The organism is Psychrobacter sp. (assembly GCF_018260395.1).
Classification (GTDB): Bacteria; Pseudomonadota; Gammaproteobacteria; order Pseudomonadales; family Moraxellaceae; genus Psychrobacter.
Genome location: NZ_JAGLBC010000002.1, coordinates 38,412 through 57,512 on the forward strand (window position 1 = coordinate 38,412; position 19,101 = coordinate 57,512).

Below are 19,101 nucleotides of genomic sequence, written 5' to 3' on the forward strand. Positions count from 1 at the left end.
ATCGGGGCTTCAATGAGTGAATACAAGTCCATTTGATTGTGACAATTAATAAAATAGAAAAACATGCAAAGATGCATGTTTTAAATAAGACTAGCGAGATAAATTTGCAAGCTTTTATGCCAGCAAATAAAATCTCATTACATTATACCTTTGTTAAATAAAACTTAAAACCGTCGTTTTTTTTAATCTAAACCTCAATCACCTTTTCAAGCTGAGCAATGGCATGATCTAACACTGCCAATCTTGCCGTACGCTTATCATTGGTAGCGACAACATGCCAAGGCGCATGTTTAGTACTAGTACGTGCCAGCATATCTGCCGCTGCTTGTACATAGTTATGCCACTTGTCTCGATTGCGCCAGTCATCATCTGTGATCTTAAACTGTTTATGCGGTGTTTCTTGTCTTTCCTCAAAACGCTCTAATTGCTCCTGCTTATCTATAGCCAACCAGTATTTAATAATAATGGTGCCTTTTTCAGTTAAGTCTCGCTCCATGCGGTTAATTTCTTTATAAGCACGTTGCCAAGCCGCTTCACTAGCAAATCCTTCAATGCGCTCAACCAATACTCGACCGTACCAAGTTCTATCAAAAATAGCTATTCGGCTTAGACGCTCTTCTTTTAGATTGGGTGAGAATTCAGGCAAACGTCTCCAGAATCGCCAAAGATAAGGGTGTTGCAATTCAATTTGATCAGGTGCGGCAATATTATATATTTGGTATTCACGCGGGTCTAAAGGCGCAACCAATCGTTTAATAGCCCCTCCTTTACCTGCTGCATCCATGCCTTCAAAAGCAAAAATAACATGATGATTCTTGGACTTGGCATCATTATCTTCATCTTTATCCTCTGTGCAAGTTTGATTTGCACGAGCACGCAATAACTCTGCTAGGCGACTTTGCTTTTTAGCCAATGATTTCTGATAATTGTTCTTGTCCATATCGGAATCATCGATATCGGTAAGTTTATCTGGGACATCTGCCCAAGAAAAGGCAGCATTGATGTTTTGACTGTTATCAGAGACCAAAGGATGCTTGCTGTCATTTTGCAAGCTGCTTAATAGGGCGTTTTGGGTGGCATGTAGCACTTCATGGCAAAACTGCAAGTTAGCTGTTTCTGAATAACCTTGGTCTTCATAATCTTCTTTTAGCGATTTATTTATAATCTCTTCAGAATCACTACCATCAATAATGACCCAATCTTGTTGCTGACTTAAAATAATTTTGGCAATTTTATTAAATCGTTTTACTTTCTTTTTGCTTTGCCAATCCATATGATACAACCACTGTGGATCCTCTTTATCATCTTTAATACGATGCTTTAGAGTATCTTCATCAATATGGAACCAACATTTCAAAAGTTTTGTATGGTTATTTATTAAATCAGCTTCAAACTCTGCCAATAACTTAAGCTCATGACGTAGATATATCTCCCATCGTTCAAGTTCATCATCCTCTCGTTTTTCATTGCCCTTATCTTGCTTTATGATACGTAAAGCACCTTCTATAAGGTCTGCATACCAGTTACCAAAATAAGCCGTTATATTGCCATGACGGGGCAACTTTTCTACATGAGATTGCCAGATAGGTTCGTATTTACTTGGTACTGTACCAATAGTCGTTTCTACATTAAGCAGCCTAGGGTCTACCCATTGACGTAGCTGAGACACTGCCTCGCCTTTACCTGAGTATTCCATGCCATTGACCAATACTAACAGACCTGTGGCTTGGTCTTTTTGCCTTGTCTCTCGCAAAGCGTACTGAGCCTTGACCATCTCTAACCTTAACTCATCATTACTCAAATGAAACTTACTCAAAGGGTCAGCAGTAATACGCAATTCTTTAACTTCATTTTTATTATCTTTAGTCATTTTTTTATCCTTTAAATTAAAATCCTTAATTCGCTTATATTATTAATGAATTATTCATTTGCTGTGTCATAGTCTGTTATAAGTTCTATACAGTCAATATACTTAAGTCTTGTGTTAGGTTTTGATATTATGTGGTGCTTACATATAGTATTATCTTAATTAAATTTAGGTTTGATAAAATAAGATAATATTTGGTTTGATTTACTATTTAAGATAGCCTTTATTTTAATTAACTAATTTTTTCAACCAATGATTTTGTCAACTATAATGCATACGATAAACACAATGCCATACATTTATGACAGCAAAAATGGTTTGCAACATAATTCATATTTAACTCATACCAAATTAGTGGCTGAATGTTGGCAAATTAGTTAGTTTCTCAGATTTTAAGTTCTTACAATGATTATAGTGTCATCATTTTAATCTTTATTGAATAAATTTAAACCTCAAACCCTTTAAAACAAACTACTAAAAATAAAAGTTTCTAACCATAATCAGGAGTTTATTAATGTCTGCCCTATCCGATTTAAATGTTGAATTAAAACAGTTTTGGGAATTACCACAACATGAAGATGCTAAGCTAGCTACAAAATTAACTGAGGTACAAAACTGGCAAAAAGACCGTATTCGAAAAACACATGCAGACCTTTTTTCTCAACCAAAAAATAAGCCAATGGCAGACTATTTTTTAACACACCTTTATGGTGGCGATAGCTTAAATCAGATCGTTAGCCAACTTGAAAAAATTGTACCAAAAGCCCAAAAAGTCGAAAAACTCGCCCCGTCTAATGCGCTTGAAACTGGTATCTTAGGTGTAAAAACGGCCATTACTTCAACCAAACTTGATCTTAAATTGGCTCAGTGGCTTATTGAAAACGATCTAGACGTTAATGAAGCCAATATGAAAAAGGCTTATGTGGCTGTAGATGATGAAGTGGCTCGTCGCCAGCAAATAGAAGACTTAAAGCAAGTGTGTTACCGAAGCGATAAATACTTGAACTCTTTTATTTTACAGAAGGGATTCAAATTGGCTAAAAACCAAGCTTATAAGCATAATTTACAACCCTTATATGACTTTATCGATTCTGGCTTTGCCGCGATGAAGCCCTTAAAAAGCGTTGGTAGCTTTATAGATCCATTTTGTGAGCGTGAGCTGACTATCATTGATGAAGTACATCGTGATGCTTAACAAAAGCTGCTATGGCAAATAAGTAGCCATACGTTAATCGATGTATTATAAGCTATAAACGGTTTGGACTCATTATAATGAATTTATAGCTACAATAGAGCGTCCATTTACAAATAATAAAATCAGGATCTATAATGACTCAGTCAAATAATCAAAACGATGACACTGCAAGCTTACAAAATAAATTGGTGCAAGACTCTATCAACCATAGCAATCACACCAATGCTCAAGTTAAGCAGTCCCTGCAATCAACCTCTTCTAAGCAAACCGTTTTAAACGATCAGTTTGGTGATGTGTCAAAGTTACCTGCCGGCACGCCACAAGGTCAGCAAACTACTCGTCCATTTAACAGTGCACAAACTAACGGTACTCAAACGAATACCGATCAAACCAATAGTGCACAAAATATACCAACAAGCAGTCATGCTACTCAAAACTTTTCAGATTTAACAGGACAACGTGAGTTACCTCGTTTTAACCCAAAAGACGATATCAATAATCCACATACACCCGATACTGATGGCCTTGAAGAAACTCATTTTGGCTACAAAAAAGTTAAAAAAGCTGAAAAACAAGCCAAAGTTGCAGATGTGTTTACTTCAGTAGCCAAAAAATATGACATTATGAACGACCTGATGTCATTTGGTATTCATCGTCTATGGAAGCGCTACACTATTAGTTTATCAGGGGTTCGTGCCGGCCAACATGTTCTAGATATTGCTGGCGGGACGGGTGATTTGGCTAAAGCCTTTAGCCGTGAAGTGGGTCGCAACGGTAGAGTGGTTCTATCTGATATTAATGCCGCTATGCTAGATGTGGGCCGTGAGCGTTTGATTAACGCTGGCTGCAATAATGTGGATTTCGTGCTAGCAAATGCTGAAACTTTAGCCCCTTTTGAAGATGAAAGCTTTGACTTATTAACGATTAGTTTTGGTCTACGTAATGTCACGGATAAAGATGCCGCACTGCGCTCTATGTATCGTGTTCTAAAGCCAGGTGGCCGTTTGCTTATTTTAGAATTCTCAAAACCTATTTTTGAGCCTTTATCTAAAGCTTACGACTTATATTCGTTCACTGCGCTACCCCTTATGGGCAAACTTGTAGCAAATGATGCTGAAAGTTACCAATATTTAGCTGAGTCTATTCGTATGCATCCTGACCAACAAACTTTAAAAACTATGATGGAAAATGCAGGTTTTGTGAATTGCGACTATCATAACTTAACCGCAGGTATCGTAGCCGTACATCGTGGCTTTAAAAAGTAAATTGTGTTTGAAAGTATATCTATAGACGTAGCTATACATACGTTGGTATGCGATGTTCATTCAATGCACACTAAAAGTAGTCATGCTAAGTGAATGGTGAGAATTTAACTTTCCAGATTACTAACAGACTATATGAATTTTAGGCGATAAAATATGATTACAGTTCTAATTTTAACCGGCATAGAAAAGCTAATTAATTTTGCAATTTTAAGTGATGAAATCACTAAGATGGGCTTAACGCCTTTATCAGGTAAAGTTTTACGCTTAACTATGACCATGCCTGAATTTAGTATTGATGTGCATTTCAATGAAGATCACATTAGATTTGAGCCTGTCTCTAAGATTGATCATAGTGTCTTTGAGAAGCAAGGTAATGCGTCTGATTCGCAGCGAGATCAAGCATGGCAAGAATATGCTTCAGTGGGTCGTATCCTGCCCGATTGCATCATCAAAGTTAATAATCCAGCAGAGCTTCTAAACTTGATACGTGACTCAAGCGGTAACTTACCTATTGAAGGCGATTATCGAGTATTAATGCAAGTTAAGCAGTTAATATCTGGATTTAATCCGGATATAGCCGGTCAGCTTGAACCTCTAATTGGTATTCCTCTCGCTATGCAGCTTAGTCTTCTAATTAAGTCATTAAAGGGCAATGTACGCCATACTGCTAAGCATGCTTTTAATGACGTTACGGATTGGGCCAATGAAGTAGCTGGCAATCAAACACCTGATCCTGTGGAAGAGCAGGAAGCCAACGACTTAAAGCAACAACTGTTGAAACTACGTGCCGATGTACAACGAGAAGAGGCACGCCTAGCTATGATTAAAGCTGAACAGGCTCGTTTTAAAGCTCAAAATCAGTCTTAGCTTGTTTTGTTTTTGATAGCTTTATAAGCCACTTCAAACTTGAAGTGGCTTTTTTGATGGTTTGAAGCTTTAATGTTTTAATCTTTACCGTTGCTCTGATTTCTACTATTCACTAAAAACATTCAATACATCAAAAAAACATTTAAGAATTTGAACCATTTTTAAATCTGCTATTTATGCTAATTAGTTCCTTTATGTAATAAGTAATGGCATCAATTTTGCACTATACATAATAAGCGGACATGAATATTATTATGAGCTAATTCTAATAACACTAGCTATAATTATTACCTCATATAACATATATTAGTACTATTATGGACACTTATGATGCCAGTTTTACCGAATTTTGATTCAATTAATATAGCAATAAATATTAAGTTAAAAGGTTCTTATTATATTAGTTTAGCTTGATATCTAGTACATTCTCCAACCCTTATTCTAACTACAAACACCATATTTTAAGAGGTAATGCTATGACTGATGTATTAGTGAAAGTTAATCTAAACGAATCGCCTTATGACAATGAAAACATTCATAATCGCTGGCATCCTGATATTCCTATGACCACCTACGTCAAATCAGGGGATGATTTCATTCTAGAATGCTACGACTGGACTGGTGGACAAATTAAAAATGATGACAGCGCTGAAGATGTTCGTGATGTGGACTTAACTCAAGTACATTTTTTATCAGGGCCTATTGGAGTTGAGGGGGCTAAACCTGGTGACTTATTAGAAGTCGATATCTTGGATATAGGAACATTTGATAATAGCCAATGGGGCTTTAATGGATTCTTTTCAAAATATAATGGCGGCGGTTTCTTAACCGAGCATTTTCCTGAAGCCCAAAAATCTATTTGGGATTTCAATGGTATATTTACCAAATCAAGGCATATCCCTAATGTTGAATTTGCAGGTATTATTCATCCTGGATTAATAGGTACTCTACCCTCACATGATTTACTACAAAAGTGGAATGAGCGTGAACAAGCGCTTGTTGATACCAATCCTGATCGGGTTCCTGTACTTGCCAATATGCCATTTGCCAAAACAGCACATATGGGAAAAATGACAGGTGCTGATAAAGACAAAGCTGCCGCTGAAGCAGCTAGAACAGTGCCTCCACGTGAACATGGTGGTAATTGTGATATTAAAGATTTGACCAAAGGCGCTAAGATTTATTTCCCAGTTTATGTGGATGGCGCAGGATTATCTGTTGGTGATTTACATTTTAGTCAAGGTGATGGCGAAATTACCTTTTGTGGTGCAATCGAAATGGCAGGCTGGATACACCTAAGGGTTAAAGTCGTTAAAGATGGCATGGAGAAATATGCAATCAAGAATCCTATTTTTAAACCTAGTCCGTTAACGCCTAACTACAAAGATTATCTGATCTTTGAAGGAATTTCTGTTGATGAAGAAGGGACGCAGCACTATTTGGATGTAAATGTTGCTTATCGACAAGCTGTTCTAAATGCTATTAATTATCTTAAAAAGTTTGGCTATAGTGGCGCTCAAGCGTACTCACTTTTGGGCTGTGCCCCTGTCCAAGGTCATATTAGTGGGGTGGTAGATGTGCCAAACGCTTGTGCAACGCTATGGGTGCCTACTGAAATATTTGATTTCGATATCAATCCTGGATCTGAGCAAAAAGTTGATAATGACATAGATGATAAGGGTAAGTTTGTCATTGATTTGCCTTTAGCACCCAACCCGCCCAAGTTAAAATAAACTCAGTGTGATTTTTTTTATTTGATAGTACAAAAAAAAGGGTAACATTAGTTAATTTATATAGATTTAGTAAGATAGATTTGGTCATTTAGGTTCAGTCATTTAGGTTTAGTCAATAGAGTATGAGATAAGGATTTTAGCTATGCCAGTATATGATTACAAATGTGAAAATCATGGCGTATTCCATGAGTTGGTAGCATTGTCAGAGTATGCAGCAACCAAACCGTGTCCGCACTGTCTTACCCAAAGCAAGCGCGTCATTCTGGTAGCACCAGTACTTTTGAATATGGATGCAAACAAAAGGCAAGCCTGTGCTTGTAATGAAAAGGCACAGCATGAACCTAAGCACAGTTCACGATTGCTACGACCCGATAGCATGCAAAGTGCCAATACCTCTTCAACGACCATGTTAACTAGTGATGGCAACAAATATTTTCCAACCCAGCGTCCCTGGATGATAAGCCATTAAACTTATAGTTTATAAATCAAAGCAACTGCTCCTACCTAGAGCAGTTGCTTTTAAATAATAGAAATAGCCTTTATTCTTAAATTAGCCGTGGCATGGTATGATATTCGCACCTTTATGACTTTAGTGAATCATCTATACTATGTTGCTATCTCATCGCAAACGCCTACTCGAGCTTTGGCGCATCGCTGCTCATCATCGCCTTGATACTCACTTTCCAATAGAAGAAGCACCTCAGCTTCAATCTGTGGCGCGTATGATTAAGTCTCATCCTGCTGCTTGGGGGAAGAAGCATCAGCCAAATGGGGTTAAATTTGCCCTAGAAGAGATGGGGACGCTGTTCTTAAAGCTAGGTCAATTGCTATCAACCAGACGCGACTTGGTCACCCCTGAAATCATCGAACAACTTGTGCAACTGCAAGATAGGGTTAAACCTTTTGATGTCAATATTGCCATTGCCCAAATCGAAGATTCAAAATATGGCTTAGGCAGAACTATTAATGAGTTATTTGCCCGCTTTGATACCAAACCCTTGGCGGCTGCCTCTATTGCTCAAGTTCATACCGCAGCTTTACATGATGGTCGTGAAGTGGTGGTAAAGGTTGTTCGCCCCGACATTCGTGAACGAATAATTTCAGACTTTGAACTACTTCGAGATATGGCGCAGTGGGCATCGGCTCGTATTGAAGCAGCGCGTTCTGTACGAATTATAGATGTGGTCGAAGACTATCGTCAGATTATGCTCAATGAGCTTGATCTAACCTTTGAAGCAGACAATGCTATCAAAATGCGTAATAACTTTTTAGGCTCATCGATGATGTATGTGCCAGAAGTCTATGCAGATTCAAAAAATGTGATGATCATGGAACGCATTACAGGCGCGCCTATTTCGTATACTCATGTGTTTGATGAATTAGGCTATGACCGTGCTGCGCTTGCCGAAAAAGGCTTAACCATATTCTTTACCCAAGTCTTCCGCGATAACTTTTTCCATGCCGATATGCATCCTGGTAACGTATTCGTTGAAACCTTACCTTCAGATACACCAGAACCATATCGCCATAACCCAAGATACATTGGTCTTGATTGTGCCATAATGGGAGAGCTATCGAAAGATGATCAAATGATCGTGGCGCGTATGCTATTGGCGGTTATGAATAATAATTTCGCCAATCTAGTAGACATTGTCAGTCGTGCCGGCTGGATACCGCCCAATACTGATAAACACGCTTTAACTCGTGATATGCGTCGCACCATTGCTCCTATGGTTTTAAAGCCTATTAATGAAATAGACTTCGCTGGAGTATTGATGCAAATACTTGATATTGCTCGCCGTCATCACATGAGTATTCCGCCGCAACTTATGCTGCTATTAAAAACATTGGTACACGTTGAGGGTTTAGGTCGTGATTTATACCCTGAGCTAGACATTTGGTCGTTGGCGAAGCCTATTTTAACCGGTTGGGTTAAAGAACAGTTAGACCCTGTTCGCAATATGCGAGAGCTACGAGAACAATTGCCGGAACTATTACTATCTACCGCACAGGTGCCTAAACTACTTGACCAGGGCCTACAAAGCATGGCCTCACAAGGGGCTAGACAAGACCAACAGCTGCGTGAAATACAGCAAATTCGAGCCGATATGTTAAACGACAGACGTAAAGACTGGATTGCTTTGGCAGGCTTTATCATTAGTGTTGCAATTGCTATTCAAGTTATTGGCTGGCTGTCTCCTATATTTTATATTTTGGCCATATTATTTGTACTTTGGCGCATTTTGGGGTAAATAATAAATAAAACCTAGCCCGTAATTGATGTATTGATACCGACCGTCAACGTACGGTCAAGTATTTTATATCCACATTCCAGCTTAGAAATTTAGTGAGAGTCGACCATGCGTAGTGCATCCATAACCATAAACTCTGCCGCTTTAACTCATAACTTAACTCAAGTTATTAAAGCCATTCCTGAACAAACCAAAATTCTGGCAATGGTCAAGGCGGATGCGTATGGTCATGGGGTAAAAAACTGTTTATCTGGTTTGCAGCAAGCAGATGGTCTTGGCGTAGCGTGCTTTACTGAGGCAAAACAAATTCGCGATTTGGGTTGGCAAAAAGAGTTGGTTCTGATTGAAGGGGTATTTAGCCAGCAAGAATGGGCAGAGTCTATTGCAGCTGAATGCCAAAGTATCATTCATCATCAACATCAAGTTGAGTGGGCAGTAAATCAATTACCGCAATTGGATTCTCCGTGCCGAACAGTTTGGCTTAAGTTAAATACAGGCATGAACCGTTTAGGCTTTGAACCTGAAGAATTGGTTTCAGTGGCACAAACATTGGTTGATGCAGGGTATAAGCTTATTTTGACCAGTCACTTCGCCAATGCTGATCGTCCTGCTCATGCCTCTAATGCTAACCAAATTAAGATATTTACCGAAGCGCTTCAACAATTAAGAAGTCAAGTGGATGCCAACATTAAAGCGTCATTGTGCAACTCTGCTGGTATTATTAATTTTCCTGAGTGTCATTTTGACTGGGTTCGTCCTGGGATTATGCTTTACGGCAGTACGCCTTTAGATGCTATCAGCGCTAAGCAATTAAATTTACAACCAGTGATGACCTTTGAGGCAAGCTTAATGGCCATACACAATATCGCTGCAGGCGCCCCAGTGGGTTACGGCAGTCGTTTTGTTGCCAATCGCCCTATCGTCAAAGGCATTGTAAGTATTGGCTATGGAGATGGCTATCCGAGAGTGGTTGATGGCTCAGCTTGGGTTAGTGTGCAGCCTTTTGATGACGCTACTCACAGTAATAAGAATTCATCAACAGCCAATGCAAGGATGAGCTATAAGTGTCCAGTAATCGGCCGAGTTGCTATGGATATGATAGCCATTGATTTGACAGATGTGCCTAATCCTTCAGTAGGGAGTAAGGTGACTTTGTGGGGTGATCCAAAAAAAGGGGCACCTAGTGTCGATGATACCGCAAGCTCAGCTCATACGTTAGGCTATGAGTTGTTATGCAGAGTGACCCAGCGCCCCATTCGTATTACTCAATAAATAGCATTGAACTGTTTTCACATAGTCAAAAAGTTCGCTATACTGACAGTTTAGTCATTTAATTTTTATTCACTAATTTGTTAATTTACTGTAATTTAAAGAGAGCCACATGAGCGTGCGTCATTTTTTAACTCTACTCGATTTGACTCCAACCGAACTTGAAGCGCTAATTAGGCGAGCAAGTGAGCTTCGAAAGATGCAACATGCTGGCGAAATCTATCAGCCATTTGTGGGTCGTACCCTTGGTATGATCTTTGAAAAGTCCTCTACCCGAACCCGTATCTCATTTGAAACTGGTATGGGTCAGTTTGGTGGACATGCTATATTTTTATCTCCAAAAGACACTCAATTAGGCCGTGGTGAACCAATTGAGGACTCAGCAAGAGTTATCTCAAGTATGGTGGACATCGTTATGATTCGTACCTTTGAGCACGAAAAAGTAGAAAAGTTTGCGGAATACTCCTCGGTACCGGTTATCAACGCTTTAACCGATGATTTACATCCTTGTCAACTGTTGGCTGATATGCAAACTTTTTATGAGCATCGCGGTAGTATTAAAGATAAAATTGTCACTTGGGTGGGCGATGGCAACAATATGTGTTCTTCGTTTATGGCCGCAGCCAATCAGTTTGGCTTTGAATTAAGGGTGGCAGCCCCGTACGGATTTGAGCCTAATCCAGACTTAATGGAAAGGTTTAAACACTGTGTTAGCTTGGTGGAAGATGTTCAAGATGCAGCCAAAGACGCTCACTTGATTGTGACCGATGTGTGGGCAAGTATGGGGCAAGAAAGTGAACAAAGTACCCGTGCCCGCCGTTTTGCCCCTTATCAAGTAACCCCCTCATTGCTAGATAAAGCAGATCCTGAAGTACTGTTTATGCATTGTTTGCCAGCGCACCGTGGTGAAGAAATCTCGCATGACTTATTAGATGATCCGCGTTCTGTGGTTTGGGATGAAGCCGAAAACAGATTGCATGCACAAAAAGCTTTGATGGAGTTTTTGTTAAAAGACAAAATCAAATTAAACTAAGTATAGTTCCAAAACTTTTTGATATATAAACCAATTCTGATTACCAACTTTGATAATTATTTAACCAGTAGCAAATAAAAAAGGCTAAACAATTTCTGCTTAGCCTCAATTATTGAGTTATATAATCATTAAAATATTTACGATCAAGCCGTGAAAGGCAGCATATGAACTTTACATCTCTACCTTATTAACTATTTGCATTAAGAAGGTTTTTAAAACTGCATTTAATTGTTCAGGTTGTTCTACAGGGGTGCTATGTCCAGATTGCTTAATAACAGCAAGTTTTGAGCCCTTAATAGCAAAGTGCATTTTTTGAGCCTCTTCATAAGGGGTGGGCTTATCTTCGTCACCTACTACTATTAATGTAGGCAATTGAATTTCTGACAGTCGACTTAATATATCATCGCGCTCAATCACCCCTATTGTGGCTTTAATGGCTCCTTTTTTATTGTTTTGCTTTAAGTACTCAAGCCAAGTTTTATACTCTTTCTTGCGTGACTTATCATTTAAAAAGGTTTCACCAAACATAATGGCCATTATTTTTTTACCAACTTTATTTAGTCCTATCCAATAAATGGCTTTGAGCAATTTTTTATAACCGGCTTTTTTTGCCTCATTTTCAGCTTCCGCTGCTGTATCTAATAAAATCAGTGAATGTAATAAATCAGGGCGTTTTAATGCCACTCGCTGTGCCACATAGCCTCCCATTGATAAGCCTATAAAATGACATTTATCAATAACTAGAGACTGTAATAAGGCAATGGCATCATCGGCTAAGGTATACATGTCGTAGCCTGTCTTGGTTACCTCAGATTTTCCTTGTCCTCGAAAATCAAACGCAATACAGCGATAGTCTTTTTTGAAGAAATCGACTTGTTTATCATAAAGATGAGTGCCCCATAACAAACCATGCGCAAACAACATGACAGGTTTTTGTTGATCTAGGGGTAAGTTTGATTGTTCAGGAGCGCTATCTTCGTAATATATTTCGGCGCCATTAATTGAGATCATAGGCATAATTTTGACATCCTTGTCAGTAGATTAATAATTAATTCATAAAAAAAGTAAGTCGTTAATACAATTGACGACAGGCATTTCTTAAAGCGGTAGATTAAACCGTTGTTAAAACAGTTGTGAAAACATTTTCAAAAGACAGTTACCTATTTATTTAACCATAAACTAGCTAGTAGAAGAAAATATTTTTATATTAACGCTGTAACTGCTCAACCCCTGTTGACTTAGCAATCAACAATTTATCTGCTTGATTAGCGGCAAAAATACCGTTACAGACAACACCAACTATATTGTTTAACGTTTTTTCCATTTCAGTGGCACTGGTTATCTCAAGATTGTAGGTATCAAGGATTAAGTTACCATAATCAGTCACAAAACCTTCACGGTAAACGGGTTCACCACCCATTTTAACCAATTCACGTGCCACATAAGACCGTGCTTGTGGCAAAACCTCAATCGGTACTGGAAACTCAAGACCTAGTTGTGTTACCCACTTGCTCTCATCAACCAAACATAAAAACTGTTTGGAAGCTGCAGCCACAATCTTTTCACGGGTTAAAGCGCCGCCGCCGCCTTTGATAAGTTGTAGATTTGGATTGACCTCGTCTGCACCGTCAATATACAGGTCCAACTCACCAACATAGTTTAAATCCATGACCTCGATGCCTAAAGCTTGTAACTTATCTTGGGTTACTTTTGAGCTGGCCACTGCCCCTTTAAGATTAATTTTTGGTAATAAATTAATCAAACAGTTTACCGTACTGCCAGTACCCACACCCAGAATCATACCGTCGTCAATTAATGCCAATGCGGCTTGTGCGACTTCTTGTTTAAGCTTTAGTTGCTGACTCATAACTGCCCTTTTCATTTATGAAATTACGTAGGTGAAAACATGAAATGGTTTTAACAACCACCTTTCGACATTATTTTAACAGTTGCCATAATATCAAATCCGTCCTAATTTTTCGCCATTTTTACCATGAAATAGCTTTATTAAAACGCCCTAATAAAAGTTATTGAACCAATAAACTAATATCATCAATAAATTCGTCACTAAAACTTGCAGGAATTAAAAAAACAGCATAGGCTAAACGATTATAAAATTGCAATATTGACTCAATTTAATATTGAGTCAGCGAACATGCGTAAACAGACTATTAATTAGTCAAGTTAATAGTAAATAAACATTTAGGATCATCTATGCTATCAAAATGGGTTCGTAACATCCTTCAGGCTACCGTATACGACGTTGCTATCCAAACACCTTTAGATATTGCACCAAAGCTATCGACTCGTTTTAATAATGACATTCGTTTAAAGCGAGAAGATTTACAGCCTGTATTTTCATTCAAGTTACGAGGCGCCTATAACCGCATTAGTCAGTTGTCAGCTGAACAAAAAGCACAAGGCGTTATTTGTGCTTCAGCAGGTAATCATGCTCAAGGTGTGGCCTTCTCTGCTAATAAACTAGGGCTTAAAAATATTATTGTCATGCCCACCACTACTCCAGATATTAAAGTTAAAGCAGTTAAGGCTTTGGGCGGGAACGTTGACTTATATGGTGATAGCTTCGATGTCTCTAATCAGTATGCTATTGCGCGCTCTATTAAAGAGGGGCTTACTTATATTCCACCTTATGATGACGAACTGGTCATTGCTGGTCAAGGCACCGTGGCGCTTGAAATTAATCAGCAATGGCGTGATGTAGATTATGTATTCGTACCAGTAGGCGGCGGCGGTTTACTAGCTGGCGTGGCAGCCTTCTTAGGGGATGTTGCACCACAAGTTAAAATCATCGCAGTTGAACCTGAAGGTGCAGCGAGCTTAAAAGCTGCTATAGAAGCCGGTGAACGCGTCAAATTATCTCAAGTAAGCTTGTTCGTTGATGGTACAGCCGTGGCACAAATTGGCGAGTTGCCGTATGAAGTTTTCAATCTTCACAAAAGTGACAATTCAGGCAAATTAATTGAGCAAGAAGTCATTACTTGTACTAATGATGAAGTTTGCGCTGCTGTAAAGGATGTATTTGAAGAAAGACGTAGTATTGTAGAGCCTTCAGGCGCTTTAGCACTAGCAGGTATGAAAAAATATTTAACTAAGTATCAAGTAACTGGTAAAAACTGTATCGCCATTATTTCTGGTGCTAACATGAACTTTGATCGTTTGCGTTATATCGCTGAAAGAACTGAGATCGGTGAGAAAAAAGAAGCGGTGTTTGCGGTTACCATTCCTGAGCGTACAGGAGCCTTTTTAGAATTCTGCCGTGATTTAAAGGGTCGTAACATTACTGAATTCAACTACCGTGCGCGTAGTGGAAGCTCACCTGATTCTTTAGAGCCTGCCAGCATTTTTGTCGGTATTGCTTTAAAAGAAGGCGATAAAGAGCGTCATATTATTGCAGACTCTTTGCATGAAGCTGGTTATGATGCACATGATTTAACCGATGATGAGATTGCCAAGTCACATATTCGCTATTTGATAGGTGGTCATGCTGGACTTGAAGATGAGCAGTTGTTCAAAGTTAGCTTCCCAGAGCGTCCAGGCGCACTGTTAAACTTTTTAGAAAAACTGGGTACGGATTATAATATTACTTTGTTCCATTACCGCAATCATGGTGCTGCCGATGGTCGAGTTTTGGTGGGTATTCAGGCGACAGCTTCAAGCTCACGGGCAGTACAAGATACCTTACAAGAGATTGGTTATGATTGTACCGCTATCACAGATAATGTGGGTTATAAGTTATTTTTGAAGTAGTGTTTAAGGTATGTGTGCTGATCATATGCATGATGATAATAGATGCTGAATCTAGCGGTAATAGATATCTTAATAATTCAGCCATACATTTATTGAGTCAAGCTAAACTTACTCCTTTTTATCATAATGGTAAGCTGGTACTGGGTAAAATATTCATCCATGTTTAAATAGAATTCAATAGTTAAAAGTGGTATTTAATAGAAGGATAAAAAGCTTATAGACCAATCAACAAAAAATTTTATGAATTGAATTTAGTTTATTTTGCCCCATAAATATAGATAGTAGCTGATCGTTAGCATAATCAAAAACTACTATGCTTACTCAGAATTTGATAAATAGGGTTATTGGACGATTATGGCAAATTTAAAAAGAGATGATTCAACTAATAACAACCAATATCTTCAAAAGGTACGCTTAGACAAATGGCTGTGGGCAGCACGCTTTTATCGCACTCGTAGTCTTGCAAAACAGGCCATTGAAGGCGGAAAGGTGCACTTTGATGGCAGCCGTGTCAAAACAAGTAAAGAAATTAGCATAGGTGATGAGCTAACCATTCGTCAAGGTTCAGCAACAGCTATGACTGAAAAAACAGTAATGGTAAAAGACCTCTCGGTTCAACGGGGCAATGCTACCCTTGCTCAAGCCTTATATGAGGAGACCGAAGAGAGTATCAAAAGACGTGAATACTATGCCGAGCAGCGTAAATTGGCTAATCTTGCACGGCCAGACACGAAACCTAATAAAAAACAGCGCCGTGATTTGCATCGTTTTAAATACCAAGAGGAATAGGCTGGTCAATAGCCAAAACACCAACCTTTGCATGTGCGGTAACCCTATCGTTTAGTGTCCAACATTGTTAGAATAGCCTTTACTTCAAAAAGGCTTTTTTTGTATATAAAAGTCTTTAATCCACATTTTGTTATTAAACTCTATTTTCTTAAGGTTAAATTATGCCTAAGTCAGATGAAATACCTAAGTCTATTTTATTAGTATGTCTTGGCAATATTTGCCGCTCACCAACGGCAGAAGGCATAATGAGACAACGCACTGCTATTGCTGGATTAACTTTGAAAATTGACTCTGCGGGAACAGGTGACTGGCACATTGGTGAACATCCTGACTCACGTGCGCAAAGCCACGCTAAGCAAAATGGCTATAACATTAGTAAACTCGTTGCGCGTCAAGTAAGTCCTCAAGATTTTCTAGACTTTGATTTGATTTTAGCGATGGATGCGCAGAACCTTAAAGACTTGCAGGCAATTAGAGACGTTGCTGCCCAAAATGTAAGTTCTGATAAGCTAGGACGTTTAGCACTGATGAGTGAAGTAGATATCAGTTATCTCAATCAAGATGTTCCTGATCCATACAATGGTGGGGCAGACGGTTTTGAAGAAGTCATTAAAAGACTAGAGTCGTCTGTAGATGCTTGGATAGATACCTGGATAAATACTTGGCAACATTAAGTAGCTTTAAGCTCATTTATTCTTATATGACTAGTTTTTATTTGCTTTGATTTTTTATGATAATTTTTAAAGTCTGTTTAGCCATTTTATTGAGCCATTATCGCTTATGAGTATCATACCCCAGACCCATAAATCACAAGTTAACTCCCAAGACATCTGTCCTACTACCGTCAACACAAAGATTGGTGCTTTTAACTTGGATGACATTAGCATATTGCATGCTGACTTAATTGACTACAATTCCATGCATTTGGCTTGTCAGGCGGATAGACTCATTGTTCTCAAAGATGAATCTGAGATTGAGCCTGCGGTGGCCGAACTTAATCAACTTGATGTGCCGATTTTTGTATTATCAGGTGGCAGTAACGTTATTTTGCCAAAAACCATTAATGCTGGCGTGTTACATCCAAATTATAAAGGCATTGAAATTCTTTTTGAAGATAAAGATAGCGTTATCATTGAAGTCATGGGCGGTGAAAACTGGCATGAGTTGGTGGTTTTTACTGTCAATCAAGGTTGGTATGGTTTAGAAAACTTAGCGTTAATACCTGGTCTTGTAGGTGCTTCACCTGTACAAAACATTGGCGCTTATGGTGTGCAATTAGAAGACTGCATGACCCATTTAAAAGCTTTTCATCTACCTACCCAAACATGGCATAAGTTTGATAAAACAGAATGTCAGTTTAGATATCGAGACAGTAAATTTAAGCAAGAAGCTGGGCAATGGCTCATTACTCGAGTCGGCTTTAAACTTCATAAAGACGATAGTCAAGTTAATGCCAATTATGGCGATGTTGCGACTCTTGCATTGAGTAAAGCTAAGGCTAATAACCGTAGTGAAGCATCGCCCGTAGATGTAATGCAGGCTATAATCGAAATACGTCAATCCAAATTACCTGATCCTAAGCTATTGCCAAATTGCGGTAGTTTTTTTAAGAATCCTACTATAAACAACGATAAATTTACTAAGTTGAAGTCTCAGTATCCTAACATCGTGGGCTATCCTGTAACTAATGACGAGACCAAAGTTGCTGCTGGTTGGCTGATTGAGAATGCAGGACTTAAAGGTAAAGGCATTGCTCCTATTCTAACTCATGCCAAACAAGCTTTGGTATTGGTTAATCATACAGATAGCTATAATAGTACACCGGCTTCACAACAAGATATTTTGGCTACTCAGCAGCTAATTCAAAAGACGATCCAAGATAAGTTTGGCATAGATTTAGAACGAGAGCCTGTTTGGGTCAATAACAAGACAAATTATAATAATTGATGCATTATTGATATGATGTCTTTTAACCCACCTTGCTTGGTTTCACATGTAATGAAAAGATCATTTATACCTATTGCAAACTTAGTGATAAGAGCCTCTTTGGTATCTTTATCGCTAGGATTAATTGCAATGGTAGGGTTTTATACCCCTGTTTTTTCAAATGTGGGTTTATGGCTGTTGAATCATTTGCCTATACCTAAAGTCAATCATCAGCCACCTCCTATTTTGACACCCTCTTCTGAGATTTCTGATAAAACAACAAAATCTGTGCATCACCCAGGTCATATCTCTTTAGACTTGTCTTTAAATCATCTTCCAACAGCATATGTGGTATTAGGAGGTGGTCTAACCGAAGCAGATACTTACAACGACCATTCAGATAACAATAGATCTGATCTTAATGAAAATACTTATCAAATGAAGTCTAGTATCTCAGCTGGTTACAAAGTGGAAAAAAAGACTTCCCAAAAGCGCAAAGGATCCGCTTCAAACTTACATAAGCCTGAGATTGTACTCAATAAATACAGCCTAATTCGAATGCAGACTGTTATGAAGTATCAACATATCAATCCTCTCCCAATTGTATTGACGGGTGTCGAGGCAGCTTGGATGAAAGATTGGCTTAACAGTCATGGTGTAGAAAATGTCATTACTGAAAATGCCAGTATGAACACCTGTGAAAATGCAAGATTTACCGCCAAGCGGCTGCATCTTCAAGATGTATATCTAATCACTGATGCCTATCATATGACCCGTGCTAGACGTCAATTTGCCTTAAATGGCATTCATGCCATTCCTATTCCTGCAGCTTTACCTATGGAAAAAGGATGGTTGGAACCCATTAATAATGCGCAGCATTCTCGGCGTACTTTATACGAGTTAGCGGCATATGCTCGTGACGTTTTTGCCCCACAAAACAATTGTCGTCAGGCTAGCGATGTCAGTTTTGAAACCTTACTACGAAGCCGCAAACCTGGTGAAGTGAAGACTTTTTGATTATTTCTATTGCTAAGTGCTTAAATTACATGGGTACAAACTATAAAGGAGTATAATATAGCAACATATATCTTTAAGCAGTCAATATGAGCTTTAGTTTTGCCATATTCTCTACTATAC

General features: G+C 38.6%; 16 protein-coding genes. 13 read left to right on the forward strand and 3 right to left on the reverse strand.

The genetic code is table 11. The features are described 5' to 3' along the window. Positions 1–187 precede the first annotated feature (187 nt). On the reverse strand, positions 188–1,870 hold the full coding sequence (locus QZ265_RS00485; RefSeq protein WP_296402299.1) for an ATPase: 1,683 nt from the start codon (positions 1,868–1,870) through the stop codon (positions 188–190). Between the two features lie 511 nt (positions 1,871–2,381). Between QZ265_RS00485 and QZ265_RS00490 the strand changes: the two genes are divergently transcribed. The 8 genes from QZ265_RS00490 (at position 2,382) to argF (ending at position 11,481) form a co-directional block, all read left to right on the forward strand. Then, positions 2,382–3,062 carry a hypothetical protein gene (locus tag QZ265_RS00490; RefSeq protein ID WP_296402301.1) on the forward strand — a complete coding sequence of 227 codons (681 nt, stop codon included), beginning with the start codon at positions 2,382–2,384 and terminating at the stop codon, positions 3,060–3,062. A gap of 242 nt (positions 3,063–3,304) precedes the next feature. Next, positions 3,305–4,327, forward strand: coding sequence for a bifunctional demethylmenaquinone methyltransferase/2-methoxy-6-polyprenyl-1,4-benzoquinol methylase UbiE (ubiE, locus tag QZ265_RS00495; protein ID WP_296402331.1), 1,023 nt, complete (start codon positions 3,305–3,307; stop codon positions 4,325–4,327). Positions 4,328–4,480: 153 nt separating this feature from the next. Beyond that, positions 4,481–5,194 (forward strand): hypothetical protein, encoded by a 714-nt coding sequence (locus QZ265_RS00500; RefSeq protein WP_296402302.1) that lies wholly within the window; start codon positions 4,481–4,483, stop codon positions 5,192–5,194. A 476-nt stretch (positions 5,195–5,670) separates the two neighbouring features. Then, complete coding sequence (fmdA, locus tag QZ265_RS00505) at positions 5,671–6,927, forward strand: formamidase (RefSeq protein WP_296402304.1); 1,257 nt, start codon at positions 5,671–5,673, stop codon at positions 6,925–6,927. Positions 6,928–7,069: 142 nt separating this feature from the next. Further along, positions 7,070–7,396 (forward strand): zinc ribbon domain-containing protein, encoded by a 327-nt coding sequence (locus QZ265_RS00510; RefSeq protein ID WP_296402305.1) that lies wholly within the window; start codon positions 7,070–7,072, stop codon positions 7,394–7,396. A gap of 142 nt (positions 7,397–7,538) precedes the next feature. Then, positions 7,539–9,179: an AarF/UbiB family protein gene (locus tag QZ265_RS00515; protein WP_296402333.1), complete on the forward strand. Its 1,641-nt coding sequence runs from the start codon at positions 7,539–7,541 to the stop codon at positions 9,177–9,179. Between the two features lie 108 nt (positions 9,180–9,287). Then, entirely contained in the window at positions 9,288–10,451 is a 1,164-nt protein-coding gene (gene alr / locus QZ265_RS00520; RefSeq protein ID WP_296402307.1) for an alanine racemase, read from the forward strand. Positions 10,452–10,560: 109 nt separating this feature from the next. After that, positions 10,561–11,481, forward strand: a complete 921-nt coding sequence (argF, locus tag QZ265_RS00525; protein ID WP_296402309.1) for an ornithine carbamoyltransferase — start codon at positions 10,561–10,563, stop codon at positions 11,479–11,481. A gap of 171 nt (positions 11,482–11,652) precedes the next feature. On the opposite strand, the gene QZ265_RS00530 is transcribed toward argF, so the two are convergent. Both QZ265_RS00530 and rpiA read right to left on the reverse strand, forming a co-directional pair. Further along, positions 11,653–12,498: an alpha/beta hydrolase gene (locus QZ265_RS00530; protein ID WP_296402311.1), complete on the reverse strand. Its 846-nt coding sequence runs from the start codon at positions 12,496–12,498 to the stop codon at positions 11,653–11,655. Positions 12,499–12,688: 190 nt separating this feature from the next. Further along, positions 12,689–13,348 carry a ribose-5-phosphate isomerase RpiA gene (rpiA, locus tag QZ265_RS00535; protein ID WP_296402313.1) on the reverse strand — a complete coding sequence of 220 codons (660 nt, stop codon included), beginning with the start codon at positions 13,346–13,348 and terminating at the stop codon, positions 12,689–12,691. A gap of 347 nt (positions 13,349–13,695) precedes the next feature. Here rpiA and ilvA point away from each other — a divergent pair, with 347 nt between their 5' ends. The 5 genes from ilvA (at position 13,696) to QZ265_RS00560 (ending at position 18,981) form a co-directional block, all read left to right on the forward strand. After that, a complete protein-coding gene (gene ilvA, locus QZ265_RS00540) occupies positions 13,696–15,249 on the forward strand; it encodes a threonine ammonia-lyase, biosynthetic (RefSeq protein WP_296402314.1) in 1,554 nt (517 codons plus the stop codon). Between the two features lie 354 nt (positions 15,250–15,603). Further along, positions 15,604–16,038, forward strand: coding sequence for a S4 domain-containing protein (locus QZ265_RS00545; RefSeq protein WP_296402316.1), 435 nt, complete (start codon positions 15,604–15,606; stop codon positions 16,036–16,038). Positions 16,039–16,199: 161 nt separating this feature from the next. Then, on the forward strand, positions 16,200–16,712 hold the full coding sequence (locus QZ265_RS00550) for a low molecular weight protein-tyrosine-phosphatase (protein ID WP_296402318.1): 513 nt from the start codon (positions 16,200–16,202) through the stop codon (positions 16,710–16,712). A gap of 106 nt (positions 16,713–16,818) precedes the next feature. Further along, positions 16,819–17,985: a UDP-N-acetylmuramate dehydrogenase gene (gene murB, locus QZ265_RS00555; protein WP_296402319.1), complete on the forward strand. Its 1,167-nt coding sequence runs from the start codon at positions 16,819–16,821 to the stop codon at positions 17,983–17,985. Positions 17,986–18,036: 51 nt separating this feature from the next. Next, positions 18,037–18,981: a YdcF family protein gene (locus tag QZ265_RS00560; protein WP_296402321.1), complete on the forward strand. Its 945-nt coding sequence runs from the start codon at positions 18,037–18,039 to the stop codon at positions 18,979–18,981. Positions 18,982–19,101: the final 120 nt, after the last annotated feature.